At 62.7% G+C, this 20,554-nt stretch carries 21 protein-coding genes; 12 read left to right on the forward strand and 9 right to left on the reverse strand.

What is annotated here, in order from left to right; all coding sequences use genetic code 11:
• Nucleotides 1-120 precede the first annotated feature (120 nt).
• The 8 genes from IYY11_RS13325 to ligD all read left to right on the forward strand — a co-directional run bounded on the left by IYY11_RS13325 (nucleotide 121) and on the right by ligD (nucleotide 8,534).
• The gene (locus tag IYY11_RS13325; RefSeq protein ID WP_246719951.1) at nucleotides 121-1,845 is read left to right on the forward strand and encodes a thiamine pyrophosphate-binding protein; all 1,725 of its coding nucleotides are present in this window, start codon (nucleotides 121-123) and stop codon (nucleotides 1,843-1,845) included.
• Nucleotides 1,846-1,859: 14 nt separating this feature from the next.
• Nucleotides 1,860-2,417 (forward strand): carboxymuconolactone decarboxylase, encoded by a 558-nt coding sequence (locus IYY11_RS13330; protein WP_196404297.1) that lies wholly within the window; start codon nucleotides 1,860-1,862, stop codon nucleotides 2,415-2,417.
• 175 nt (nucleotides 2,418-2,592) lie between these two features.
• A complete protein-coding gene (locus IYY11_RS22435) occupies nucleotides 2,593-2,979 on the forward strand; it encodes a hypothetical protein (RefSeq protein ID WP_210331353.1) in 387 nt (128 codons plus the stop codon).
• Between the two features lie 110 nt (nucleotides 2,980-3,089).
• A complete protein-coding gene (locus tag IYY11_RS13340; RefSeq protein WP_196404298.1) occupies nucleotides 3,090-4,145 on the forward strand; it encodes an AI-2E family transporter in 1,056 nt (351 codons plus the stop codon).
• Between the two features lie 90 nt (nucleotides 4,146-4,235).
• On the forward strand, nucleotides 4,236-4,556 hold the full coding sequence (locus IYY11_RS13345) for a hypothetical protein (RefSeq protein ID WP_196404299.1): 321 nt from the start codon (nucleotides 4,236-4,238) through the stop codon (nucleotides 4,554-4,556).
• 18 nt (nucleotides 4,557-4,574) lie between these two features.
• Nucleotides 4,575-5,072 (forward strand): hypothetical protein, encoded by a 498-nt coding sequence (locus IYY11_RS13350; protein ID WP_196404300.1) that lies wholly within the window; start codon nucleotides 4,575-4,577, stop codon nucleotides 5,070-5,072.
• Nucleotides 5,073-5,117: 45 nt separating this feature from the next.
• Nucleotides 5,118-5,978, forward strand: a complete 861-nt coding sequence (locus IYY11_RS13355) for a Ku protein (protein ID WP_196404301.1) — start codon at nucleotides 5,118-5,120, stop codon at nucleotides 5,976-5,978.
• Between the two features lie 6 nt (nucleotides 5,979-5,984).
• On the forward strand, nucleotides 5,985-8,534 hold the full coding sequence (gene ligD, locus IYY11_RS13360) for a DNA ligase D (RefSeq protein WP_196404302.1): 2,550 nt from the start codon (nucleotides 5,985-5,987) through the stop codon (nucleotides 8,532-8,534).
• Here the strand turns inward: ligD and IYY11_RS13365 are convergent.
• The gene (locus IYY11_RS13365) at nucleotides 8,531-9,337 is read right to left on the reverse strand and encodes a Ku protein (RefSeq protein WP_196404303.1); all 807 of its coding nucleotides are present in this window, start codon (nucleotides 9,335-9,337) and stop codon (nucleotides 8,531-8,533) included. The genes ligD and IYY11_RS13365 overlap by 4 nt on opposite strands.
• Before the next feature lie 140 nt (nucleotides 9,338-9,477).
• Between IYY11_RS13365 and IYY11_RS13370 the strand changes: the two genes are divergently transcribed.
• Nucleotides 9,478-9,762, forward strand: a complete 285-nt coding sequence (locus IYY11_RS13370; RefSeq protein WP_196404304.1) for a NepR family anti-sigma factor — start codon at nucleotides 9,478-9,480, stop codon at nucleotides 9,760-9,762.
• Nucleotides 9,763-9,960: 198 nt separating this feature from the next.
• Nucleotides 9,961-10,206, forward strand: a complete 246-nt coding sequence (locus IYY11_RS13375; RefSeq protein WP_196404305.1) for a hypothetical protein — start codon at nucleotides 9,961-9,963, stop codon at nucleotides 10,204-10,206.
• A 63-nt stretch (nucleotides 10,207-10,269) separates the two neighbouring features.
• Here the strand turns inward: IYY11_RS13375 and IYY11_RS13380 are convergent, their stop codons facing one another.
• The 8 genes from IYY11_RS13380 to IYY11_RS13415 form a co-directional block, all read right to left on the reverse strand.
• A complete protein-coding gene (locus tag IYY11_RS13380; protein ID WP_018407191.1) occupies nucleotides 10,270-10,473 on the reverse strand; it encodes a CsbD family protein in 204 nt (67 codons plus the stop codon).
• A 108-nt stretch (nucleotides 10,474-10,581) separates the two neighbouring features.
• Entirely contained in the window at nucleotides 10,582-11,097 is a 516-nt protein-coding gene (locus tag IYY11_RS13385; RefSeq protein WP_196404306.1) for a YchJ family protein, read from the reverse strand.
• A gap of 115 nt (nucleotides 11,098-11,212) precedes the next feature.
• On the reverse strand, nucleotides 11,213-11,485 hold the full coding sequence (locus IYY11_RS13390; protein WP_196404307.1) for a formate dehydrogenase subunit delta: 273 nt from the start codon (nucleotides 11,483-11,485) through the stop codon (nucleotides 11,213-11,215).
• Nucleotides 11,475-12,302 carry a formate dehydrogenase accessory sulfurtransferase FdhD gene (gene fdhD / locus IYY11_RS13395; RefSeq protein ID WP_196404308.1) on the reverse strand — a complete coding sequence of 276 codons (828 nt, stop codon included), beginning with the start codon at nucleotides 12,300-12,302 and terminating at the stop codon, nucleotides 11,475-11,477. Before fdhD ends, IYY11_RS13390 begins: the two co-directional genes overlap by 11 nt.
• Nucleotides 12,299-15,178 carry a formate dehydrogenase subunit alpha gene (gene fdhF, locus IYY11_RS13400; protein WP_196404309.1) on the reverse strand — a complete coding sequence of 960 codons (2,880 nt, stop codon included), beginning with the start codon at nucleotides 15,176-15,178 and terminating at the stop codon, nucleotides 12,299-12,301. The genes fdhD and fdhF overlap by 4 nt, the downstream gene beginning before the upstream one ends.
• A gap of 10 nt (nucleotides 15,179-15,188) precedes the next feature.
• Nucleotides 15,189-16,739: an NADH-quinone oxidoreductase subunit NuoF gene (locus IYY11_RS13405; RefSeq protein ID WP_196404310.1), complete on the reverse strand. Its 1,551-nt coding sequence runs from the start codon at nucleotides 16,737-16,739 to the stop codon at nucleotides 15,189-15,191.
• Nucleotides 16,739-17,212: a formate dehydrogenase subunit gamma gene (locus IYY11_RS13410; RefSeq protein WP_029648326.1), complete on the reverse strand. Its 474-nt coding sequence runs from the start codon at nucleotides 17,210-17,212 to the stop codon at nucleotides 16,739-16,741. The genes IYY11_RS13405 and IYY11_RS13410 overlap by 1 nt, the downstream gene beginning before the upstream one ends.
• Before the next feature lie 125 nt (nucleotides 17,213-17,337).
• The gene (locus IYY11_RS13415; protein ID WP_196404421.1) at nucleotides 17,338-18,237 is read right to left on the reverse strand and encodes a LysR family transcriptional regulator; all 900 of its coding nucleotides are present in this window, start codon (nucleotides 18,235-18,237) and stop codon (nucleotides 17,338-17,340) included.
• A 244-nt stretch (nucleotides 18,238-18,481) separates the two neighbouring features.
• Between IYY11_RS13415 and IYY11_RS13420 the strand changes: the two genes are divergently transcribed.
• Nucleotides 18,482-19,882, forward strand: a complete 1,401-nt coding sequence (locus IYY11_RS13420; protein ID WP_196404311.1) for a histidine kinase — start codon at nucleotides 18,482-18,484, stop codon at nucleotides 19,880-19,882.
• Entirely contained in the window at nucleotides 19,879-20,535 is a 657-nt protein-coding gene (locus IYY11_RS13425; RefSeq protein WP_196404312.1) for a response regulator transcription factor, read from the forward strand. The genes IYY11_RS13420 and IYY11_RS13425 overlap by 4 nt, the downstream gene beginning before the upstream one ends.
• Nucleotides 20,536-20,554: the final 19 nt, after the last annotated feature.

The raw sequence follows: 20,554 nt of genomic DNA on the forward strand, positions 1-20,554 counted from the left end.
CTCCCGCCGCGCCTGTCGCGGTCAAAATCCTCCGTTGATCCTCGAGCTTGCGCTCGACTATATGAAGTGCTGGCGAATGCGCTTTTTTCATGCGCGCCTGACGCGTCAATGGAGCTGGGAATGCACCTAGGGGTCGATTTCATCCTCGAAGCGCTGGCGCGCGAAGGACTCGACCATGTGTTTATGGTCCCGGGCGGCCTCGTGGATCCCTTTCTGCCCGCTTTCGGACGACAGGAGGCTCTGACGCCGATCGTGGCGGCGCAAGAGGGCGGCGCCGCCTATATGGCGGACGGCTACGCACGCGCGAGCGGAAATTTCGGCGCCGCGCTCTGCATCGGCGGACCGGGCCTCACCAATACGGTCACCGCGGTGGCGACGGCGCAATCCGATGGCTCGCCGCTTCTTCTGATGAGTGGCGAAGTGGCGACTGTCCTCGAGGGCTTGGGCGTATTTCAGGACGCAAGCCCCCAGACGCTGGACGACGTCGCGATCATGAAGCCGCTGACGCGCTATTCCTCTTCGATCGACAATCCGAAGAATATGCCGCATCTGTTTGAGCACGCCCTGCTACAGCTTCGCACCCGTCCCGCGGCGCCGGTACATCTCTCCCTGCCAGGCGACTGCCTGGCCGCGGAGATCTCCGTCACCCATACGCCGATTGACCGGGCGCTGATCGACTACAACGCGCTGTCGATGACGGCCGCCGAGTCGTCACTCCAACATTTCTTGGGCTCCGCCGGCGGCAAGCCGCCTGTCAAGATCGCCATATTGGCCGGCGCGGGCGTCGAGCACTCGAAAGCCGCCCATGCGCTGAAGGAATTCGCCGAGACCTGGCGCATTCCGGTCGCGACGACGCTGCGCGGAAAGGGCGTCTTCCCCGAGGACCATCCGCTTTCGCTTGGCGTGTTCGGCTACGCCGGGACGCACCACTCCCGCGCCGCCTTGATGGACCCCTCGCTCGATCTGCTGATCATTTTGGGGTCGGGGCTGAACGAGCGCGACACGATGCACTGGGCGCTCCAAGTCAAACCCAGTAAGACGATCTGCGTGAACTTGCTGCCCTCCGCAATCGGGACGCATGTCCAAGACGGCGGGATCGTTGGCAGCTGCGGCGCCTATCTTGGCTATCTGCTCGACCAGCGCGAGAAGTTGCGCGCGGCTCTCGAGCCGACGCTCTCCGCACGCGCGGCTTGGATGTCCGAGATCCGCGCTCAACCTCGCCTGCAGGATCCGGAAAATTGCGAGAGCGACGCGGCTCCGATTCATCCGGCGCGCGTCATCAGCGAGCTGAGAAAGGCGTTCCCGCGCGATGGCGTTCTTGTGGTGGATTCCGGCGCACATCGCGCTTTCGCCGGCCATTACTGGGAAGCTTACGAACCCAAGACCTATGTGTCCGCCACCAATCTCGGCCCCATGGGCTGGGCGATCAGCGCTGCGATCGGCGTGCAATGCGCACAGCCGCACCGCCGCGTGGCGGTCGTCACGGGCGATGGATGCATGCGCATGGGCGGCATGGAAATCGCGACCGCGGCGCGCTACCAGCTGCCGGTGATCTATGTCGTCATCAACAATGCCGCGCTTGGCAATGTCTGGTTGCGCGCGCATGGACTGGGTCCGACGCCCGACGAACTGACGCGATTGCCGGATCACGACTGGGCGGGTTTTGCGCAGGCCTTGGGCTCTCGCGCCGAAACCGTGCGCTCTCCGGGCGATCTTGCCGCCGCTTTCGAAAGAGCCTTACAGGGCGTGGGCCCCTGCCTCATCGACGTTAAAGCCGACAAGGCCTTCACGACGCCCGTCAAGGACTGGGCCGAGGCCATTGCGGCCTATTCCTACCACGAGTGACAAGGGACGCGCCGATGGCTCAGTTGCCTTTTGATCCTTCAACGCTGTCGCCGGCCGATCGTGCGCGCTACGACCGCATGGTCGAACGGCGGAAGGCGCAGGGCGCGGGCTTCGGCGGTCCCTACGCCGCACTGATGAACCATCCGCAGCTTTGCGAAAAGATCGAGGACCTCGGCTATTATTTGAAGTTCCAGGGCCATCTGCCCCGCGAGGTCTATCAGTTCGTTGTGCTGTTCGTCGCGCGTCGGACCGGGGCCGACTTCGAATGGGCTGATCATGTTCAGCACGCCGAAGCGGCGGGCGTTCCGTCCTCGCTGATCAGCGCTCTGGAAAGAGACGAAGACTTAGGCGCCGTCGCGTCGTCGCCCTATGATCTCGTCACCGCGGTGCTGGCGTCGACCTTGTCCTGGCAAAACATTCCGCAGGGCGTTCAGGACGAAGCGATCAAGGCGTTCGGCGTCGAAGGGTTTATCGAACTCGTCGTCCTGTCCGGTTTTTATCAGATGTTTTCGGCGATCAACCAGGGTTTCCACGTCGCATTGCCGCCAGGCGTCGAGAAGCCGTTCAAGTAAACTGCGCATCGCCATTTTCGTTACGCCGCTTTTTATTTGGCGGCCGCTCCGAGCCTCGAGCTGCGCGATACGCGACTGCGCGAACCCTCGGAACATAGAACCCTTCAAATCAGTTTTCATCCTGGCGGGCGGCATTGGCCGAGCCCAGGAATTGAGATTTGGGAGCATGGAATCGATGGATGCGTTAACTGACAATGCCAGGGACCCCATTATCTGCGCCGATGAAGAATGTCGTTCTGGCGATGCATCGAATCCACCAGCGAGCGCGGAGGAAAATGCTGTCGATCTGGAGCGCTCAACTCGGGCCCGCTATTCGGTCGCCCAAGTGAAGGATTCGATGTGGGAGGCGCTCGACAATCTTGTGCAGTCGGGCGCAACCGATCAAATGCGCGGCTATGCGAACGAGGCCATGGGCAAGACCAAGTTGACCCTCGGACTCGCCACGCAGTCGACCCATCTCACGCTCACCGGACTGGCGCAGATCGTCGTTGGTGAATTTCAAAAATCGATCGGCGAAGCGAAACTTGCCGAAGACGGCAAGGACATCTTTCCGGGACTGTAAAATGCGGTTGCCCTCCGCAAGCTGGCGCGTGGGCGCGGTGGCCGTGGAACATTGGCTAGCGCCGTTGCGTTACGTCTCCGCGAAATTGTCGCGCTTCCCCGGGGCTCAACTTGTCGACGCAGACGGTCCAACACCAGCCGCTGGAACCCTCGCTCGGTCTCCAGAAAATCTCATCATGGGCGCTCATTGGCATGTTCGTGCTGATGCTCGCCGTCGCGATGAGCCTGGCTCAAACCCTGTTGGTGCCGATCGTTTCGGCAGGCGTGCTCGCTTTCATGCTCGGGCCGTGGGTGACCACCCTGCGAAAATGGGGCCTGCCGCCGAGCATTTTTGCAGCTGCAGTCGTCTTTGGCGCCTTATTGATTATTCATGCAGCGATTGTTCAGGGCTCGACGATCGCCGTCGACTGGGTTGGTCGCGCGCCCGAACTGTTGGCCTCATTCAGCGATAAGCTGCGATCGGCGTTTGGCCCGGCGTTTTCGCTGGAGCGGCTGCAAAGCACATTCGCAAGAACCGGGGGCGGCTCCTTTGACGCAGCGGCAGTCCTGCAGTCAACGATGAATTTTCTTACCCCGACCATCGGCGAGTTGATTGTATTTCTCGCGGCCTTGTTCTTCTCCTTGTCCGGACGAGAGGAGCTGCGCCGCTACCTCGTCTTTTTCTCCGATGACAAGGAAACGCGGTTGCGCACGCTGCGGCTTCTGAACAACATCGAACGAGATCTCAAGAGCTATATGGCGGTGGTGGCCGCCATCAACCTCGTTCTGGCGCTCATCGTCGCCGTGACCGCTTTTGCTGTCGGCCTTCCAAATCCGCTGCTATGGGGCATCATCGCCTTCGCTCTCGAATTCATCCCTTATGTCGGCCCGATCGCGATCTACGTCGCATTGTTTCTGGTCGGCTTCGCGACGTTCGGATCGCTTTCGCAGGCGCTCGTCGCCCCGCTCATTCTTCTCGTCGCAGATACGTTAGAGGCCAATGTCGTATCGCCCAGCGTGATCGGCAGCCGACTGACTCTCAATCCCGGACTGGTCTTCCTGGGACTGGTGTTCTGGACATGGCTCTGGGGACCGGTCGGCGCAATTCTGGCGACGCCTCTGCTCATCGCCGGAACAGTGACCGTCAGCCACGTGTTCCCTCAGCACGAGATCAATCTTCCAGAGTAGCGTGCGCCGGTTGGGACACGGCGAGGAACAATCAACCGATCTGGAAGTTCAGTATTCGCCCAGCGGGGCAATAACAGCGGAGAAGCGGGCATGAGCATAACATCGCAAGTCACGAACAAGGTCCAGGAAGCGCAAGACGCCGTGACCAAGGCGTCGGCGAACGCCGCCGCAAAGGCCGGCTCCATAGCTGACGACGTCAGCGCTAAATACGACGAAACCATGGAGAGGGCTGACGCCGCTTTGACGACAGTGGGCGAGCAGTCGCGGGAAATCGCGGAGAAGGCCAGGTCGGCAGGCGAAGGGCTCAAGACTACCGTCGAAGGCGCGGTGCGCGAACAGCCGGTGACGGCGCTGTTGCTTGCCGTCGCGGGAGGATTTCTCGTCGGGGCCATGTGGAAGGGCCGCAGCTAATCTGGAGCGGGCAAGATCATGATGCTGGATCCGCTATTCCATCGGGTGGACGAGAGTATCGCGAACGCGACGCGAGGCGCGTCGCGTCTCGCCATCGTCGCGACCCTCGCGCTGCTCGCGCTCGGCTTCGCAACGGCCGCCGCCCACGCCTACGCCATGAGGACGTGGGGAGAGATTGCCGGCAACCTCGTCATCGCCGGAGCCTTTCTGTTCGCGGCGCTCGTTGTCTATCTCGCGACAAAGGACTCAGCCTCGCTGGAGACTCAAGCTCCAGCCGCCGAACTCGAACAGAGCAGCTTTGCGCAACTCCCCTTCATGGATCAGCTGTTCAAGCCGGATGGAAATCTGGTGCGCTCGATCGGCTCCTCCATCGGTTCGATGGCGCCTGTGGCGGCGAAAGCAGTGGCCGAACGCGTAGCGCCCAACCTCCATCTGATCATCGGCGCCGCTGTCGGACTGATGATTGCTTCAAAAATCTCAGCAAAGCTTGACAGTACGAAGTCTCCAGAGGCGTAATCAGCGGGCGAGCGTTCAGCCGCCCGCGAGCGTACGAGGTTTGCGTTGTCGCCGAGAGCGAACTGGAAGGGCTCTCTAAAGATTGCGGAGCTCACCTGTCCGGTGGCGCTCTACTCGGCGACGTCGACGTCCGACAGGATCGCGTTCCACACGATCAACCGATCCACCGGCCACCGTGTGCGGCGGACCTTTGTCGATAGCGACACCGGCGAACCTGTGGAATCCGGCGATCAAGTCAAAGGCTATGAAGTCGGTAAGAACGAGTATGTCGTTCTTGAACCGGAGGAAGTCGCTCAGGCGACGCCAAAAGGCGATAAAACTCTCGCCATCGAAACATTTGTGGACTGCGGCGAAATCGACGCCGTCTATTTCGACAAGCCCTATTATCTGTTCCCCTCGCAAAGCGACGCGAACGAACTTTTCGTTCTGATACGCGAGGGCATGCGCAAGAACAAAGTCGCAGCCCTCGCGAAGACAGTGCTCTTCAGGCGCGCGCGCACGGTTCTGATCAGCGCTTTTGGCGACGGGCTCCTCGCGACCACGCTGAACTTCGATTATGAGGTGCGCTCGGCGCAACAGGCGTTCGACGAAGTGCCCGAGGTTAAAGTTCAGGGCGAAATGCTTCAGCTGGCCAAGCACATTATCGACACCAAGCGGGGCGCCTTCGACCCGTCTACGTTCGAAGACCGCTATGAGGCCGCCCTCGCCGAGTTCGTAAAAGCGAAACTGGAAGGCGCGCCGATCGCGCCGCCGCGCAAGGCTCGCGAAGCCAAGGTCGTCAATCTGCTCGAGGCGCTGCGCGAGAGCGCGGCTCTTTCCGAGCAGAGCGACAAAGCAGCAGCCAAAAAACGAGCGGCGCAGCCTCGCAAGACCCGGACAGCCGCGACACGCCGGAAAGCGAGCTGACATCGCATGTCGCTCGCCGACTACCGCAAGAAGCGCGATTTTGGGACGACGGGCGAGCCGAAGGGGCGAGGCGCTCGAAAGACCGGCAGCAGCTTCGTCGTCCAGAAACATGCCGCGAGGCGGCTGCACTACGATCTTCGCCTGGAGATGGACGGCGTTCTGAAAAGCTGGGCTGTGACCAGAGGTCCAAGCCTCGTGCCGGGCGAAAAGCGGCTTGCCGTTCACGTCGAGGACCACCCTCTCGACTATCGCAATTTCGAAGGCGTCATTCCGGAAGGCCAATATGGCGCCGGCGAAGTGATCGTGTGGGACAAGGGCGAGTGGATTCCCGAAGGCGATCCGCACAAGAGCTATGCCAAGGGCCATCTCGATTTCGAATTGCGCGGCGAAAAGCTCAGGGGCCGTTGGCATCTCGTGCGCATGGCGCGAAAACCGCGCGAGAAGCACGACAACTGGCTTCTCATCAAGAGCGAAGACGCATTTGCGCGTGCGCCTGAAGACGAGGACATACTTGAGGAGATGCCGCGTTCGGTAGACACCGGGCGCACGATCGGCGATGTCGCAGAGGGCAAGCCGGCGCGGCGCTCGAAAAAAGCCGCCGCGCCAAAACAGGCCGCGGCGCCCCGGTCAATCAAGACAAGCGCCGTAGCGCCAACGCAAGCGCCCGCGGCGGACATCGACCCGTCGCGTCTCAAGGGCGCAAAGAAAGCGCCGCTGCCGAATTTCGTTGCGCCGATGCAGGCCAGTTCCGGCGCCGCGCCGGCGAGTAAGGAATGGATTCACGAAATCAAATTCGACGGCTATCGCGTGCAGGCGCGCATCGAGGCGGGACGCGTACGGCTGCTCTCACGCAGCGGTCTCGATTGGACGAAGAAATTTGGCGATGAGGTCGCGTCGGCGCTGCGCGCCCTGCCGCTCGGCGCCGCGCTCATCGACGGCGAAATCGTCGTCGAGACGCGTTCAGGCGCGTCGGATTTCTCCGGGTTGCAGGCCGATCTGAGCGCGGGGCGGACCGATCGCTTCGTCTATTGGGTCTTCGATCTTCTTTACCTCGAGGGCTACGATCTGCGCGGCGCGACCTTGCTGGAACGCAAACGTTTGCTGGAAGCGCTCTTGGGCGCTGAGAACGGCGACACGGTTCGTCTCAGCCTTCACTTTGAGGACAGCGGCGCGGTCGTGCTGTCGCACGCGTGTCGACTCGGTCTCGAAGGCGTGGTGTCGAAGCGGCGGGATTCGCCCTATCGCTCCGGCCGCGTGAAGAGCTGGATAAAGGCCAAATGCTTCGCCCGGCAGGAATTCGTCGTCGCCGGCTATACGCCGTCGACGGTGTCGCGCCGGGCGATCGGCGCCCTCGTGCTTGGCGTCTACCAGAGTGGCGTCCTGTGCCACGTCGGCCGCGTCGGGACGGGATTTACGGCGGATATGTCGCATGAGCTTTTCACGAAGCTCGATCCCATGCGCATCCCCTCGAGCCCTTTCGGCGCGCGGCTCAGCACGGACGCGGCGCGCAATGTGCGCAATGTGCGCCCGGAACTGGTGGCTGAGGTCGAATTTCGCGGCTGGACGGGCGATCAAAATCTTCGGCACGCCTCCTTTCGCGGTCTGCGCGAAGATAAGGACGCGCGCGAGGTCGTCCGTGAAAAGGCGCCGCAGGTTGAGCGGGCGAGAGCGGAGCAAAGCGCGGTGAGGCTCACCCATCCCGATCGGCTTTATTGGCCGGATCAAGGCGTCACCAAACAGGGCCTGGCGGATTATTACGCCGACATCTGGCGCTATATCGCGCCCTTCATCGTCAATCGCCCGCTGGCGCTGCTGCGCTGCCCCAACGGCGTCGAGGGAGAGAAATTCTTCCAGAAGCATGCTTGGAAAGGCATCGATCCGAACATCGTGCTCATCGACGACCCGAAAGGAGAAGAAGAGCCCCTGCTCAGCATCAAGGACCTCAACGGCCTGATCGCGCTCGTTCAATCCGGCGCCTTGGAAATTCATCCCTGGGGCTCGACGGCGTCGGACTGGGAGCGTCCTGACGTCATCATCATGGATCTCGATCCAGGCGAAGAGGTCGCGTGGGAGTCCGTCATTGCGGCCGCGGAAGAAACGCGCGACCGACTTCAAGACCTTGGGCTCGCCGCCTTCGTGAAAACATCCGGCGGCAAGGGCCTTCATGTGGTGGCGCCCGTGACGCCGAAAGCGGAATGGCCAGAGGTGAAGGCTTTCACCAAAAGCATCGCCGATGCAATGACACATGACAGCCCGAGCAAATATGTTGCAACGATCACGAAATCGAAGCGCCACGGAAAGATACTCGTCGACTATCTGCGCAATCAGCGCGGCGCCACGGCTGTCGCGCCCTACTCCACGCGCGCCCGTCCCGGCGCCGCCGTGTCGATGCCGCTCGCCTGGGACGAACTTAGTCCGGCGATCGGACCTGACTATTTCACGATCGCGAAAACCCTCGCGCGTCTCGAGTCGCTGCAGAACGATCCGTGGGGAGACTTTCGTCTAGCGGCGGCCCCGATCGAAACGCCGAAGGCGCGCGGAAAGCGAAAAGCCTAGCGACGTTTGGCTCCGCGCTTTTCCGCATCGATGCTCTTGCGCAGCGCATCCATGATATTGACGACATTGCTCGGAGCGGCCGGGGCCTGTTTTTTGCCGCGAGCGGGTGTGTGCGCCTTCTTCTTTCCGGAAATGATGTCCAGCAACTGCGCTTGCACGGGATCATGGGTCAGCGCCGGGTCCCAGTGAGTCTTGCGCTCCTCGATCAATTGGGAAATCAGGGTGAGCGCTTTCGCATTCGGCGTCTCAACGCCGATCTTGTCGAGGTAGTCCTTCGGATCGCGCACCTCGTCGGCGAAGCGCAATGTCCATAAGACGAGACCCTTGTCGCGCGGCTCGACCATCACGGCGCGCTCGCGCCGATACATCACCAGCCGCGACAGGCCGACTGTGCCCGTCGCCTTCATCGCGTCGCGAATGACGGAAAAGGCCTCGACGCCGATCGGATCGTCCGGCGTAAGATAGTGGGCCTTATCGAACCAGATCCAGTCGACGCTCGCAGCCGGCGCAAAGGTCTCGATATCGATCGTTCGCGTGCTTTCCAGGCTTAGGGCGTCAAGCTCTTCATCTTCAAGCAGCACGTAATCGTCTTCGCTGCGCGGATAACCTTTCGCCGCATCGTCTTCGCCAATCGGCGCGCCGGAGACTGCGTCGATATATTGACTGACGACGCGGTTGCCGGTGTTTCGATTAAGGATATGGAAGCGAACTTTTTCGCCTTCAGTCGTGGCCGGCGTCATCGCGACCGGACAGGTCACAAGCGAAAGCTTCAAATAGCCCTTCCAGAATGACCGCGGCGCCAATCCTAAACCCTCCGAGGGCCGGGAACTCTCGAATAACGCTCCGTCGAATGCATCGTTCCGCTTCCGCCCTAATCACCACGAAAAAAGACAGTTAGCGCTGCAAATGGAACTTTGGCTCTCGAATAGTGTTGAATTCAATCATGACCCTTCACCTGCCCGTTTTCATTGGAGTCGACGGCTCCGATATCCAGAGCGCCGCCCAAGGGCTCTTCGCCATGCATAAGAAGGCTGAAAAGCAAACCTCGAAGGGTCGCCGGGGCGCGCCTGGGGCGCAGCGTGACGTCGCCCACCGGCTCGCCTTCCTTGGGATCGATGGGGAATTGACCGCCGGTCTGCGCGACGTGTACGCCACGAGCCTCTTGGAACCGATGCCAGATAAGTTTCTCGACTTGCTCGTGCGACTTTCAGCGTCGGCCGCCAAATAGGCTGGAGCGGTTGTTGCTCGCGCGCTCGTGGAAAGCGTGACTGGCGCCTTGCGCTGAGACGCGCTAAGCGACGAGAAAGAATGAACAAAAAAATGATTGCCTGTCGTTCAACAGGCAATCATCACGGATCTGTGGTCGAGGGAATCATTTTCGGCTGCGCAACCACTGCTCGATCTCCGCTTGTCGCGGTTCGCGAACATGGATGAAACGCTTTCGCGGCGCTTCGACTTGCGGCAAAAGCAGCATCTTGCAGACAATTTCCAAAGTGCGCCGCCAGTCTACACCAAGTTTCGGCTTCGAACTCATTTCGGCTCTCCTTTCAACGGAGACGGGTATGAAAACAACTCTCCCTTTTTAAGAATGTTCCAAGATGTCGGCAAAGCTTCATTCTCACCTCTCTTCGCCAGCGAAGCGGGCGCCCCGATGAAAAAAGCCCGAACCTGAGGTTCGGGCCGATCGAGAAGCGCCAGGAGCGGGAGTCATGCCAAGCCCGCGACGCGCAAAAATTCACGAGTTGAGAGTCTTCAGCCAAGTGTCAACTTCTTCGCGAATGCGGTCCCGCCCTTCGCCGTAGCGTTCTTGAAGAACGCCCTCAAACTGTTCGCGCTTGCCGTCCATGCGCGCGAGATCGTCGTCGGTGAGTTCCGCCCACTTCTCTCTTACCTTGCCCTTGAACTGCTTCCAGTTGCCTTCGACACGATTCCAGTCCATCGCCGTTTCCCCAAGGTTAAGGAGTTCCACGCCGACGCAACGCGGGCGGAACCGCTTTGTTCCGGGATTTGGCGGCAGCTGAATCGCATCGTAGGGCGAAACTGCTGCTCAGGCGGCGACGCCGCAGCACTTCTTGAATTTCTTGCCGGAGCCGCAAGGACAAGGATCGTTACGGCCCGCCTGCTTGCCCTTCACGACGGGCGCGCTCTTGCGATTGGCCTCTTCAAGGAAATACCAGCGGCCATCCTGCGCGTCATGTCGAAACAGCGAGCGCTCCCGATGCGCATAGCGTTCGCCTTCACTAGAGAAGTGCGCGACGAATTCGACGTAGCCCGTTTCATCGCCCTGCAGCCCCTGTTCCGTCGACAGGATCTCAAGCCCGAGCCATTCCGAGCTGCGCGACCAATGCGTGATGGCCTTGCGATCGAAATCGTAACGCGACTCCGGCGCTAAGGAGTCGACAAGATAGTCGATGTCACCCAACGCGAAGGCGGTGTAACGCGAGCGCATGAGCGCTTCAGCGCTTGGCGCCGGCAGTTTCTCTTCGATGTAACGGGCGCAGCAGGCCGCATAGGAAAGCTGTTGCGCGTCCATCGCGCGGCAGGGACATGTCTGGTCGGTCATCGCTCAGTCGTAGCAAGAATGATCGCGCGGCTGCGCCTGGGTCTGAGACCTAGGCGAGGAATGCGCCGACGTCCAATAATTTCGCCAATCGGCGGCTTGCGCCGTCGCGCATTCCTCAGCCGTCGGCGTCGCCTTCGCCGGGACGCAGTTCCGAAGCCACGGCGCCGGCTGGGGACTTGAGACGCTTCACCGCCTCCATCGCGATCGGATCGAGGCCGGCGCCGCCATGATCGACATGCGCGACGATAGCGTTCCGCATACGCGGGTCCCAGAACTTCTTCAAATGATCCGTCATGCTCGCGACGCCTTCGGGATGCTTCTGAGCCACGAAGAACGTGCCGATCTGGTTAGCCATTCTGACGAGCTTATCGACCGAATCATGCGACATGTGCGGAAACCTGTTCGAGGATGCGTCCTGGATGGGTGAAGACTTCGAAGTCGCGGCCGCGCATGACGGCGACGAGAGTCATGCCGCAGTGTTGCGCATTGCGCACCGCGAGCGCGGTCGGCGCCGAGACGGCGGCGATGATCGGCGCGCCCATGCGCGCGGCCTTCTGCACGAGTTCGACGGAAACCCGGCTCGTCATCAGCACCACGCCTTGCCCGGCGGCGATGGCCTGGCGCGTCAGCGCGCCGGCGAGCTTGTCGAGAGCGTTATGGCGGCCGACGTCCTCACGCGCGATCAGCGCGCCGGAGACGGGATTCCAGAAGGCCGCGGCGTGGATGGCGCGGGTCTCCTGATTATACATCTGCGCGGCCGGCAGACGGCCCATCGCCTCGATCAAGGCGTCGGCGCGCACAGACAGCGCATTGTCGAGCGTCGGCGGAATGCGCGTCGCCGCCTCGAGACTCTCGATGCCGCAAAGACCGCAGCCGGTCGGTCCCGCCATCGACCGGCGCCGCTCGACATAGGCTTCCTGCCGCCCGCCCTTGAGCCAGGCGCGCAGTTCAATGCCGGCGTCGGAGACGACGATCTCGACGTCGCCCGCCTGCTCCGGCGAATCGATCAGCCCCTCCGTGAGCGCGAAGCCGATCGCGAAATCCTCGAGATCCGCCGGCGTCGCCATCATCACCGCATGGGTGGAGCCGCCAAAGGTGAAGGCGACCGGCGTCTCTTCGGGGATCACGCGAGAAGAACGCGCCGTCACATCGTGACGGCGCGCCAGGCATTCCACCCGTAGCGTCGGCGGCGGCCTCTCCGTCATTCCGCCGCGTCGATCGTGCTCGCGATGCGACGGCTCTGCTCCGTCAGCTCGCGATACTGATGCTGCCAGTCGGTCGGTCCGTTGGTGGTCGAGATCTGCACCGCCGTGACCTTGTATTCAGGACAATTGGTGGCCCAGTCCGAATTGTCGGTCGTGACCACATTGGCCTGAGTGGTCGGATGGTGGAACGTCGTATAGACGACGCCGGGCGCGACACGATCCGTGATCTTGGCGCGCAAGGTCGTCTCGCCGGCGCGGCTCGCCACCTTCACCCAGTCGCCCTCGCGCACGCCGCGATCTTCTGCGTCATGCGGGTGGATCTCAAGGACGTCCTCGGGATGCCACTGGCTGTTCTCGGTGCGTCGCGTCTGCGCGCCGACATTGTATTGCGACAGGATGCGACCGGTGGTGAGCAGCAACGGGAACCGCGGCCCCACCTTCTCCTCGGTCGGCACATATTCGGTGATGACGAATTTGCCCTTGCCGCGCGCAAAGCCGTTGATGTGCATGATCGGCATGCCCTCAGGCGAGTCGTCATTGACCGGCCACTGCAGCGAACCGGCCTCGGCGAGATGCTTGAACGACACGCCGGCGAAGGACGGCGTCAGCCGCGCGATCTCGTCCATGATCTCGCTGGCGTTGGCGTAGTTCCAATTGAGTCCCAGCTTGTTGGCCAGCAACTGGGTGACTTCCCAGTCGGCGTAGCCATTCTTCGGCGACATCACCTTGGTGACGCGCTGGATGCGGCGCTCGGCGTTGGTGAAGGTGCCGTCCTTCTCGAGGAAGGTCGCGCCCGGCAGGAAGACATGCGCGTAATTCGCCGTCTCGACCAGGAAGAGATCCTGCACGATGACGATGTCCATATTCGCCAGCGCGCGCGACACATGGCGCGTATCGGGGTCGGACTGCAGAATGTCCTCGCCCTGGACATAAAGCCCCTTGAACGTGCCTTCGACCGCCGCGTCGAACATGTTGGGGATGCGCAGGCCCGGCTCCGGATCGAGCGAAACGCCCCAATCCTTCTCGAACGCCTGGCGCGCCGCATCGTTGGAGATGTGGCGATAGCCCGGCAGCTCGTGCGGGAACGAGCCCATGTCGCAGGAGCCCTGCACATTGTTCTGACCGCGCAGCGGGTTCACGCCGACGCCGCGGCGGCCGAGATTGCCGGTCGCCATAGCGAGATTGGCGATGCCCATGACGGTGGTGGAGCCTTGGCTATGCTCCGTCACGCCAAGGCCGTAGTAAATCGCCCCATTGCCGCCGGTGGCGTAGAGACGCGCGGCGCCGCGAATGTCGGCGGCCGGCACGCCCAGCACGCTTTCAAGCGCCTCGGGGCTGTAGCGGTCGTCGGCGACGAAGGCGGCCCAGTCCTGATATTCGTCCCAGTCGCAACGCGCCTTCACGAAATCCAGATTGGCGAGATTTTCTGTCACGATCACATGCGCCAGCGCCGTGACCATCGCGACATTGGTGCCCGGCTTGAGCGGAAGGTGATAGTCGGCCTCGACATGAGGCGAGCGCACGAGGTCGATGCGGCGCGGATCGATGACGATCAGCTTGGCGCCCTCGCGCAGGCGCTTCTTCATGCGCGAACCGAACACCGGATGCGCGTCGGTCGGATTTGCGCCGATGACCAGAATGACGTCGGCGTCGTCGACCGAGTCGAAATCCTGCGTGCCGGCGGAAGTGCCGAAGGCCTGCGCCAGTCCGTAACCCGTCGGCGAATGGCAGACGCGCGCGCAGGTGTCGGTGTTGTTGTTGAGGAAACCTTGTCGCGCGAGCTTCTGAACTAGGTAGCTTTCCTCATTGGTGCAGCGCGACGAGGTGATCACGCCGACGGCGTTCTTGCCGTATTTCTCCTGCGCCGCCTTCAGCCGGTCGGCGGCGAAGCCGACCGCTTCGTCCCACGAGACGACGCGCCAGGGCTGGTCGATCGATTCGCGGATCATCGGATCAAGAACTCGGTCGCCGTGATGGGCGTAGCCATAGGCGAAGCGGCCCTTGACGCAGCTGTGGCCGTGGTTGGCCTTGCCGTCCTTCCAGGGAACCATGCGGACGACTTCCTCGCCGCGCATCTCCGCCTTGAAGGTGCAACCGACGCCGCAATAGGCGCAGGTGGTGACTTCGGAATGCTCGGGCTGACCGACGGCGACCACGGCCTTCTCGATCAGCGTCGCGGTCGGACAGGCCTGAACGCAGGCGCCGCAGGACACGCATTCCGACTCCATGAAGGCTTCGTCCATGCCGGCGGAAACGCGCGATTCGAAACCGCGGCCCGATATCGTCAACGCGAAGGTGCCCTGCACTTCCTCGCAAGCGCGCACGCAGCGGTTACAGACGATGCATTTCGACGAGTCGAAGGTGAAATAGGGGTTCGATTCGTCCTTCGGCTTCCAGTCGAAATTCACTTCGCCATTGTTGCGGGCGAACACGTGATTGGCGCCGTCATAGCCATAGCGGACGTCGCGCAGGCCCACGGCGCCGGCCATGTCCTGCAGTTCGCAGTCGCCGTTGGCCGCGCAGGTCAGACAGTCGAGCGGGTGGTCGGAAATATACAGCTCCATCACGCCGCGGCGGATCGCCGCAAGGCGCGGGGTCTGCGTCTTGACGGAGATGCCCGGCGCGACCGGCGTCGTGCAGGAGGCCGGGGTGCCGTTGCGGCCTTCGACCTCAATGACGCAGAGCCGGCAGGAGCCGAACGCCTTGATGCTGTCGGTGGCGCAGAGCTTCGGGATCTCGGTGCCAACCTCCATCGCCGCGCGCATGATCGACGTGCCCTCGGGCACGGTGACGCTCTTCCCGTCAATGGTCAGCGTGACCGATTTTACGGACAGGGATTCGGGCGTGCCGTAATCGATTTCTTTGATAAGCGTCATGGCGGCTACCTCACTCGGCGGCTTCAAGGGCCGGCTTGCGGAAGTCCTCGGGAAAATGTCGAAGCGCGCTCTCGACCGGATACGGCGCAAAGCCGCCCAATGCACAGAGCGAGCCAAACTTCATCGTGTGGCAGAGATCCTTGAGGAGCTCGATATTCGCATCGACGTCCATGCCGTTGCGTATCTTGTCGATGGTCTCGACGCCGCGCGTCGATCCGAGCCGGCACGGCGTGCACTTGCCGCAACTTTCGATGGCGCAGAACTCCATGCCGAAGCGCGCCATCCAGGCCATGTCGACGGTGTCGTCGAAAACCACGAGACCGCCGTGACCGATGAGACTGTCCTTGGCCGCGAAGGCTTCATAGTCGATCGGAAGGTCGAAAAGCGACACGGGCACATAGGCGCCGAGCGGGCCGCCGACCTGAACCGCCCGGACGGGACGACCGGAGCGGGTGCCGCCGCCAATCTCGTTGACGACTGTGCCGAGCGGAATGCCGAAGTCCGTCTCGAAGAGGCCGCCATATTTGACGTTGCCGGCGATCTGCAGCGGCATCGTGCCGCGCGAGCGGCCAACGCCGAGATCGGCGTAATGCTTCGCGCCCTTCTCCATGATCATCGGGATGGTGGCCATGGACAGCACATTGTTGATGACCGTCGGCTTGCCGAAGAGCCCGACATGCGCCGGCAGCGGCGGCTTGGCGCGCACGATGCCGCGCTTGCCCTCGAGAGATTCGAGCAGCGAGGTCTCCTCGCCGCAAACATAAGCGCCGGCCCCGATGCGCAGTTCGACGTCGAAGTCGAAACCCGAGCCCCTGATGTTCTTGCCGAGCCAGCCCGCCTCAAGCGCCTTCTCGATCGCCGCCTGAAAGACCTTGGCGACGATCGGATATTCGGAACGCAGATAGATATAGCCCTTGGAGGCGCCGACGGCGTATCCGCAAATGAGCATGCCTTCGATCAGCGAGAGCGGATCGCCCTCCATGATCATGCGGTCGGCGAAAGTGCCGGAGTCGCCCTCGTCGGCGTTGACGACGACATATTTTTGGCCCGGCGGACAGTCCGCGACCGTCTTCCATTTGATGCCTGTCGGAAAGCCCGCGCCGCCGCGGCCGCGCAGGCCCGACTTGGTGACCTCTTCGACGACGGCCACGGGCCCGATCTCGAAGGCGCGCTTGAGGCCCTTGAATCCCTCATGCGCCTCATATTCGGGGACCGACAGCGGATCGATGACGCCGCAACGAACGAAGGTGACGCGGTTCTGCTTCTTCATCCAGGGATGTTCGTCGACGATCCCGATGTTCAGCAGATGCGCGCCGCCGGCAAGGAACCCGGCGTCAAACAGCGACGCGACGTCCTTGACCTTCGCCGGCCCATAACCGACACGGCCCGCGGGAGTCTCCACCTCGATCAGGGGCTCGAGCCAGAGCATTCCACGCGAGCCGTTTCTCACGATCTCGACTGTTTCGCCGCGGGCTGCGGCCTCTTGCGCCACGGCGGCGGCCAGTCTGTCGGCGCCCATCGCGACGGCGGCCATGTCCAGCGGGATGTAAATCTTCACCATCAGTCGCGCGCCTCCGCGGCGATTTCGTCAAGCATTTCAGCGTCGACGCGGCCGATCGGCTCGCCGTCGTAAAGCGCTGAAGGGCTGTGGGCGCAAAGTCCCAAACAATACACCGCCTCGACCGACAGGGCGCCGTCCGGCGTCGTCCCGCCCCAGTCGAGCTTCAACTTGTCGAGAAACGCCCGCGCCTGTCGCTCCGCGCCCATCGACTGGCACGATTCCGCCCGGCAGATCTTGAGCGTGTGGCGTCCGTGGGGGGCGCGATGGAAATCATGGTAAAAGGTCACGACGCCATGCATTTCGGCGCGCGAAATATTAAGCGCCTCGGCCATTTCCTTGACGGCGGCATCGGGCACATAGCCGAATTCTTTTTGTAGCGCGTGCAGAATTGGCATCGCGGGTCCCTCAAGACCCATATGGGCGGCGATGATCTCCCGCGCGCGCTCGTCGCTATACTGAGCAGCGCCAGACATTTCTTCCCTTTCAGTCTGGACGTTGCGCATATGCGGTCGTCCTATTTAGACTAATTCCGAGAACAGTGCCGGAAATCCAAGGCGCGATCAATAGCGACCATCCGTTGTGCGATAGGGCGAACCTATCAAGCGTCGAGCGTGTGGCTTCCGGCAAGCTTCTTGGCCTCCGAGACCAAGGCGGCGACCAGCGGAATCACCGGTTCGCGCTGCGGCGCAACAAGGCCGATCTCATGCACAGCCTCCGGCTCGACGATGGGGATGGAGCGCAACGGCGCCGCCACGTTTAGGGTCTTCGCGAGCTTCTCCGGCAGCACCGTCGCCCATCGGCCGGATCTCACATGGTCGAACAGCAAGATGACGTCGTTCGACTCGAGAATCGGCACCGGCTCGGACCCGCCCTTGCGCATGAGCTGCTCGACGATGCGACGATTTTGCATGTCCGGCGTCAACAGGCAGAGGTCGATCCGCCCGACTTCGGCCCATGTCACACGGTCGCGGCTCCCGAGCGGATTGCCGGCGAAGGTCAGTAGCCGATAGCGTTCGGAGCAGAGCGGCACCGTGCGCACCCGGCCAAGCGGCTCATTGTCGAGATAAGTGATGCCGGCGTCGATCTCAAGATTGTCGAGCATGGTCAGCACCTCGCTCGACGACGCGGAAACGACGGAAAAGCGCACGCCCGGATGCTTCTCGCGATAGGGCGTCGTCAGCGCCGACACGATGCCAAGCGCCGTCGGGATGACGGCGATCTTGAGCTGACCGGTAAGACCTTCCTTGAGCGCGCGAACTTCCTGGCGCATCGCGCGCGCATCGCCGACGATGCGCTTCGCCCAGTCGAGCACCCGCTCGCCCTCGGCGGTGAGGCCGTGGAAGCGCGAAGAACGGTTGACGAGCAACACGCCGAGCGAATCTTCGAGCTGCTTGACGCCGGCCGAGAGCGTGGGCTGGGTGACGCCGCAAACCTCCGCCGCACGCGAAAAGCTCTTCTCTTTTGCGACGGCGATCAGGAATTCAAGCTTGTCGATCACGACCTGGTCCACAATCGGGTCGCCAAGACACAGCGGCCAGGGCGTCACTGGCGCTTTCGTCAACCCGCACAGCCGGCACATTAGCATATCCGCCCAGGCCGCGCCGAAATTTCGAAACGAATCCAAATCGCTCGCGCGCCACTAGGCAATTTGCCCGATCCGGGCCTAAGCGCATGATGCGCGTTGGACCTCGTTTCGATTCCTGCTCTACTGAGCGACGGGTTTTTCTTCGAGGAATACGCCAATGCGGTTGATCGTTCGGCTCGTCTTGCAGCTTGTCGGCATCACGCTCATCTGCCTTACGCTGACCGCGGGCTGGGTGATGGTCGACGCACACCGCGCAATCGAAACGGAAGCGGCGACGTCCGCCGAGCGCGTGGCGCACCACCTCGAAAATCTCTACTGGCAGGCCATCCTCTGGCGTGGCAGCATGCGGCGCGACAAGATTTTGCCCGTTCCCGACTGGGAGTCGCTTTCGACCTTGAAGCTCGTTTCGCCGGGCGTCTGCATCAGCTATGCGCCGGGCGACGAAGAGCCGCGGACCCTTTGCAGCCAGCTCGAGGGCGTCGGCTCCGCCGCGCCGACATGGTTTGCGGCGGCCTATGAGCGGATATTCGGCGCACATGCGCCGATCGTCCGGCCTTTGACCGTGCGGCAGCCGGAAACCGGCGCAATACTCGTCAGGGCGGACGCCGGCGCCGCCATCCGACAGGCCTGGCGGCAGATCTCGGTCATCGTCGGCGTTGCGGCCTCCATGGCGATCTGCATGTGCCTCTTGGCGGCCGTCGCCATCGTCCATGCGCTGGCGCCGACCCGAGCCATCGTCTGCGGGCTGCGCCAGTTGGAGCAAGGGAATTACGCGAGCCGGCTCAAGGCGCTGACGAAGGGCGAGTTCGGCCTGATCGCGCGCGCGGTCAACGACCTGGCCGAACGGCTGGCGCGGACGACGGCGGAACGCGCCGCGCTCACGAAGCGGCTGTTCGAAGTCCAGGAGGAGGAACGCCGCGCCCTCGCCCGCGACCTTCACGATGAATTCGGCCAGTGCCTGACGGCGACCCTCGCCTTCGCCGGCTCGATCGAGACGGCGGCGGCCCGGATTGATCCCGGCGTCGCCGAGGACGCCCGTTCGATCGCGCGCGTCGCCAAGCGCATGATGACCACCCTGCGCGACGCGCTTGCCCGGCTGCGCTCGCAAGACCTCGATGAACTTGGGCTCGAAGCCTGTCTCGTTCAGCTCGCGGCGAGCTGGAACGCCAAAGCGGAACGAAAGGCGCTCATCCACCTGCGGCTCACGGGCGACCTCGCCGACCTGCCGCAGACGATTTCGACGAGCCTCTATCGGATCGCGCAAGAGTGCCTGACCAACGCCATGCGGCACGGCGACTCGAAAAACGTCTATCTGCGCGTCGAGCGCGCGGCGTCAGACGACGGGCTCGTCGCACTGACGGTCGAGGATGACGGCGGCGGCGACGCCTCCCGCCTCGCCGCAGCCTCCGGCCACGGCATTCTCGGAATTCGCGAGCGCATCGCGGCTTTTGGCGGAAGTCTGTCGATCAGCGACGCCACAAAAGGCGTGCGCGTCGTCGCGCGCATTCCGCTTATCGCCTTCGACAACGGGCCGATGAAAGGTCTGGCGCCCGCATGACCGCAATTCTTCTGGTCGACGACCACCCGATCGTTCGCGAGGGATATCGGCGGCTCTTAGAGCGCCAGCCGGATTACAGAATCGTCGCCGAAGCCGCTAACGCCGCGGACGCCTACCAAGCCTATCGGAAGGTTTCGCCCGACGTCGTCATCATGGATCTTTCTCTCCCCGGCGCGAGCGGCGTCGAAGCGGTCCGCCACATCAGGCAGTGGGATAAGGGCGCACGCATTCTGATCTTCACCATGCACAGCGGCGCCGCCTTTGCCCTGAAAGCCTTCGAGGCCGGCGCGTCCGGCTATGTCACCAAGAGCAGCGACGCCGCGGAGCTGCTCCGCGCCGTGGCGATCGTCGCCAAGGGCGGCCGAGCGCTCAGCGACGACGTCGCACGCGAGATCGCCGCGGAGCGATTGGGCGAAGGCCGCGCGCTCGTCGATGAGCTTGGCCCCAGAGAGACGGAGATCTTGCGGCTCGTCGCGTCGGGCCGAACGACCGAGGACATCGCCGGCATCTTAAATCTCAGTCCGAAAACCGTTCAGAACTACCATTATCAGATCAAATCCAAGATCGGCGCGCGCACCGACGCCCATCTCGTGTGGCTCGCCATCGGCGCAGGACTTGTCGGCGACGCGTCGGCGACCTCATCGGCCCCCTAAAGGAAATTTGCCCAGACCG

Origin of the sequence: Methylocystis sp. H62 (genome assembly GCF_015709515.1) — a bacterium.
Lineage (GTDB): Bacteria > Pseudomonadota > Alphaproteobacteria > Rhizobiales > Beijerinckiaceae > Methylocystis.

Bases quoted from the DNA above. Each gene is read 5' to 3' on its own strand.
- ligD (WP_196404302.1), top strand. From the start codon at position 5,985: ATGTCGCTCGCCGACTACCGCAAGAAGCGCGATTTTGGGACGACGGGC.
- fdhF (WP_196404309.1), bottom strand. From the start codon at position 15,178: ATGACGCTTATCAAAGAAATCGATTACGGCACGCCCGAATCCCTGTCC.
- IYY11_RS22435 (WP_210331353.1), top strand. From the start codon at position 2,593: ATGGATGCGTTAACTGACAATGCCAGGGACCCCATTATCTGCGCCGAT.
- IYY11_RS13405 (WP_196404310.1), bottom strand. From the start codon at position 16,739: ATGGTGAAGATTTACATCCCGCTGGACATGGCCGCCGTCGCGATGGGC.
- IYY11_RS13370 (WP_196404304.1), top strand. From the start codon at position 9,478: ATGACCCTTCACCTGCCCGTTTTCATTGGAGTCGACGGCTCCGATATC.
- IYY11_RS13425 (WP_196404312.1), top strand. From the start codon at position 19,879: ATGACCGCAATTCTTCTGGTCGACGACCACCCGATCGTTCGCGAGGGA.
- fdhD (WP_196404308.1), bottom strand. From the start codon at position 12,302: ATGACGGAGAGGCCGCCGCCGACGCTACGGGTGGAATGCCTGGCGCGC.
- IYY11_RS13375 (WP_196404305.1), top strand. From the start codon at position 9,961: ATGGATGAAACGCTTTCGCGGCGCTTCGACTTGCGGCAAAAGCAGCAT.
- IYY11_RS13410 (WP_029648326.1), bottom strand. From the start codon at position 17,212: ATGTCTGGCGCTGCTCAGTATAGCGACGAGCGCGCGCGGGAGATCATC.
- IYY11_RS13330 (WP_196404297.1), top strand. From the start codon at position 1,860: ATGGCTCAGTTGCCTTTTGATCCTTCAACGCTGTCGCCGGCCGATCGT.
- IYY11_RS13420 (WP_196404311.1), top strand. From the start codon at position 18,482: ATGCGGTTGATCGTTCGGCTCGTCTTGCAGCTTGTCGGCATCACGCTC.
- IYY11_RS13325 (WP_246719951.1), top strand. From the start codon at position 121: ATGCACCTAGGGGTCGATTTCATCCTCGAAGCGCTGGCGCGCGAAGGA.
- IYY11_RS13385 (WP_196404306.1), bottom strand. From the start codon at position 11,097: ATGACCGACCAGACATGTCCCTGCCGCGCGATGGACGCGCAACAGCTT.
- IYY11_RS13380 (WP_018407191.1), bottom strand. From the start codon at position 10,473: ATGGACTGGAATCGTGTCGAAGGCAACTGGAAGCAGTTCAAGGGCAAG.
- IYY11_RS13350 (WP_196404300.1), top strand. From the start codon at position 4,575: ATGATGCTGGATCCGCTATTCCATCGGGTGGACGAGAGTATCGCGAAC.
- IYY11_RS13345 (WP_196404299.1), top strand. From the start codon at position 4,236: ATGAGCATAACATCGCAAGTCACGAACAAGGTCCAGGAAGCGCAAGAC.
- IYY11_RS13390 (WP_196404307.1), bottom strand. From the start codon at position 11,485: ATGTCGCATGATTCGGTCGATAAGCTCGTCAGAATGGCTAACCAGATC.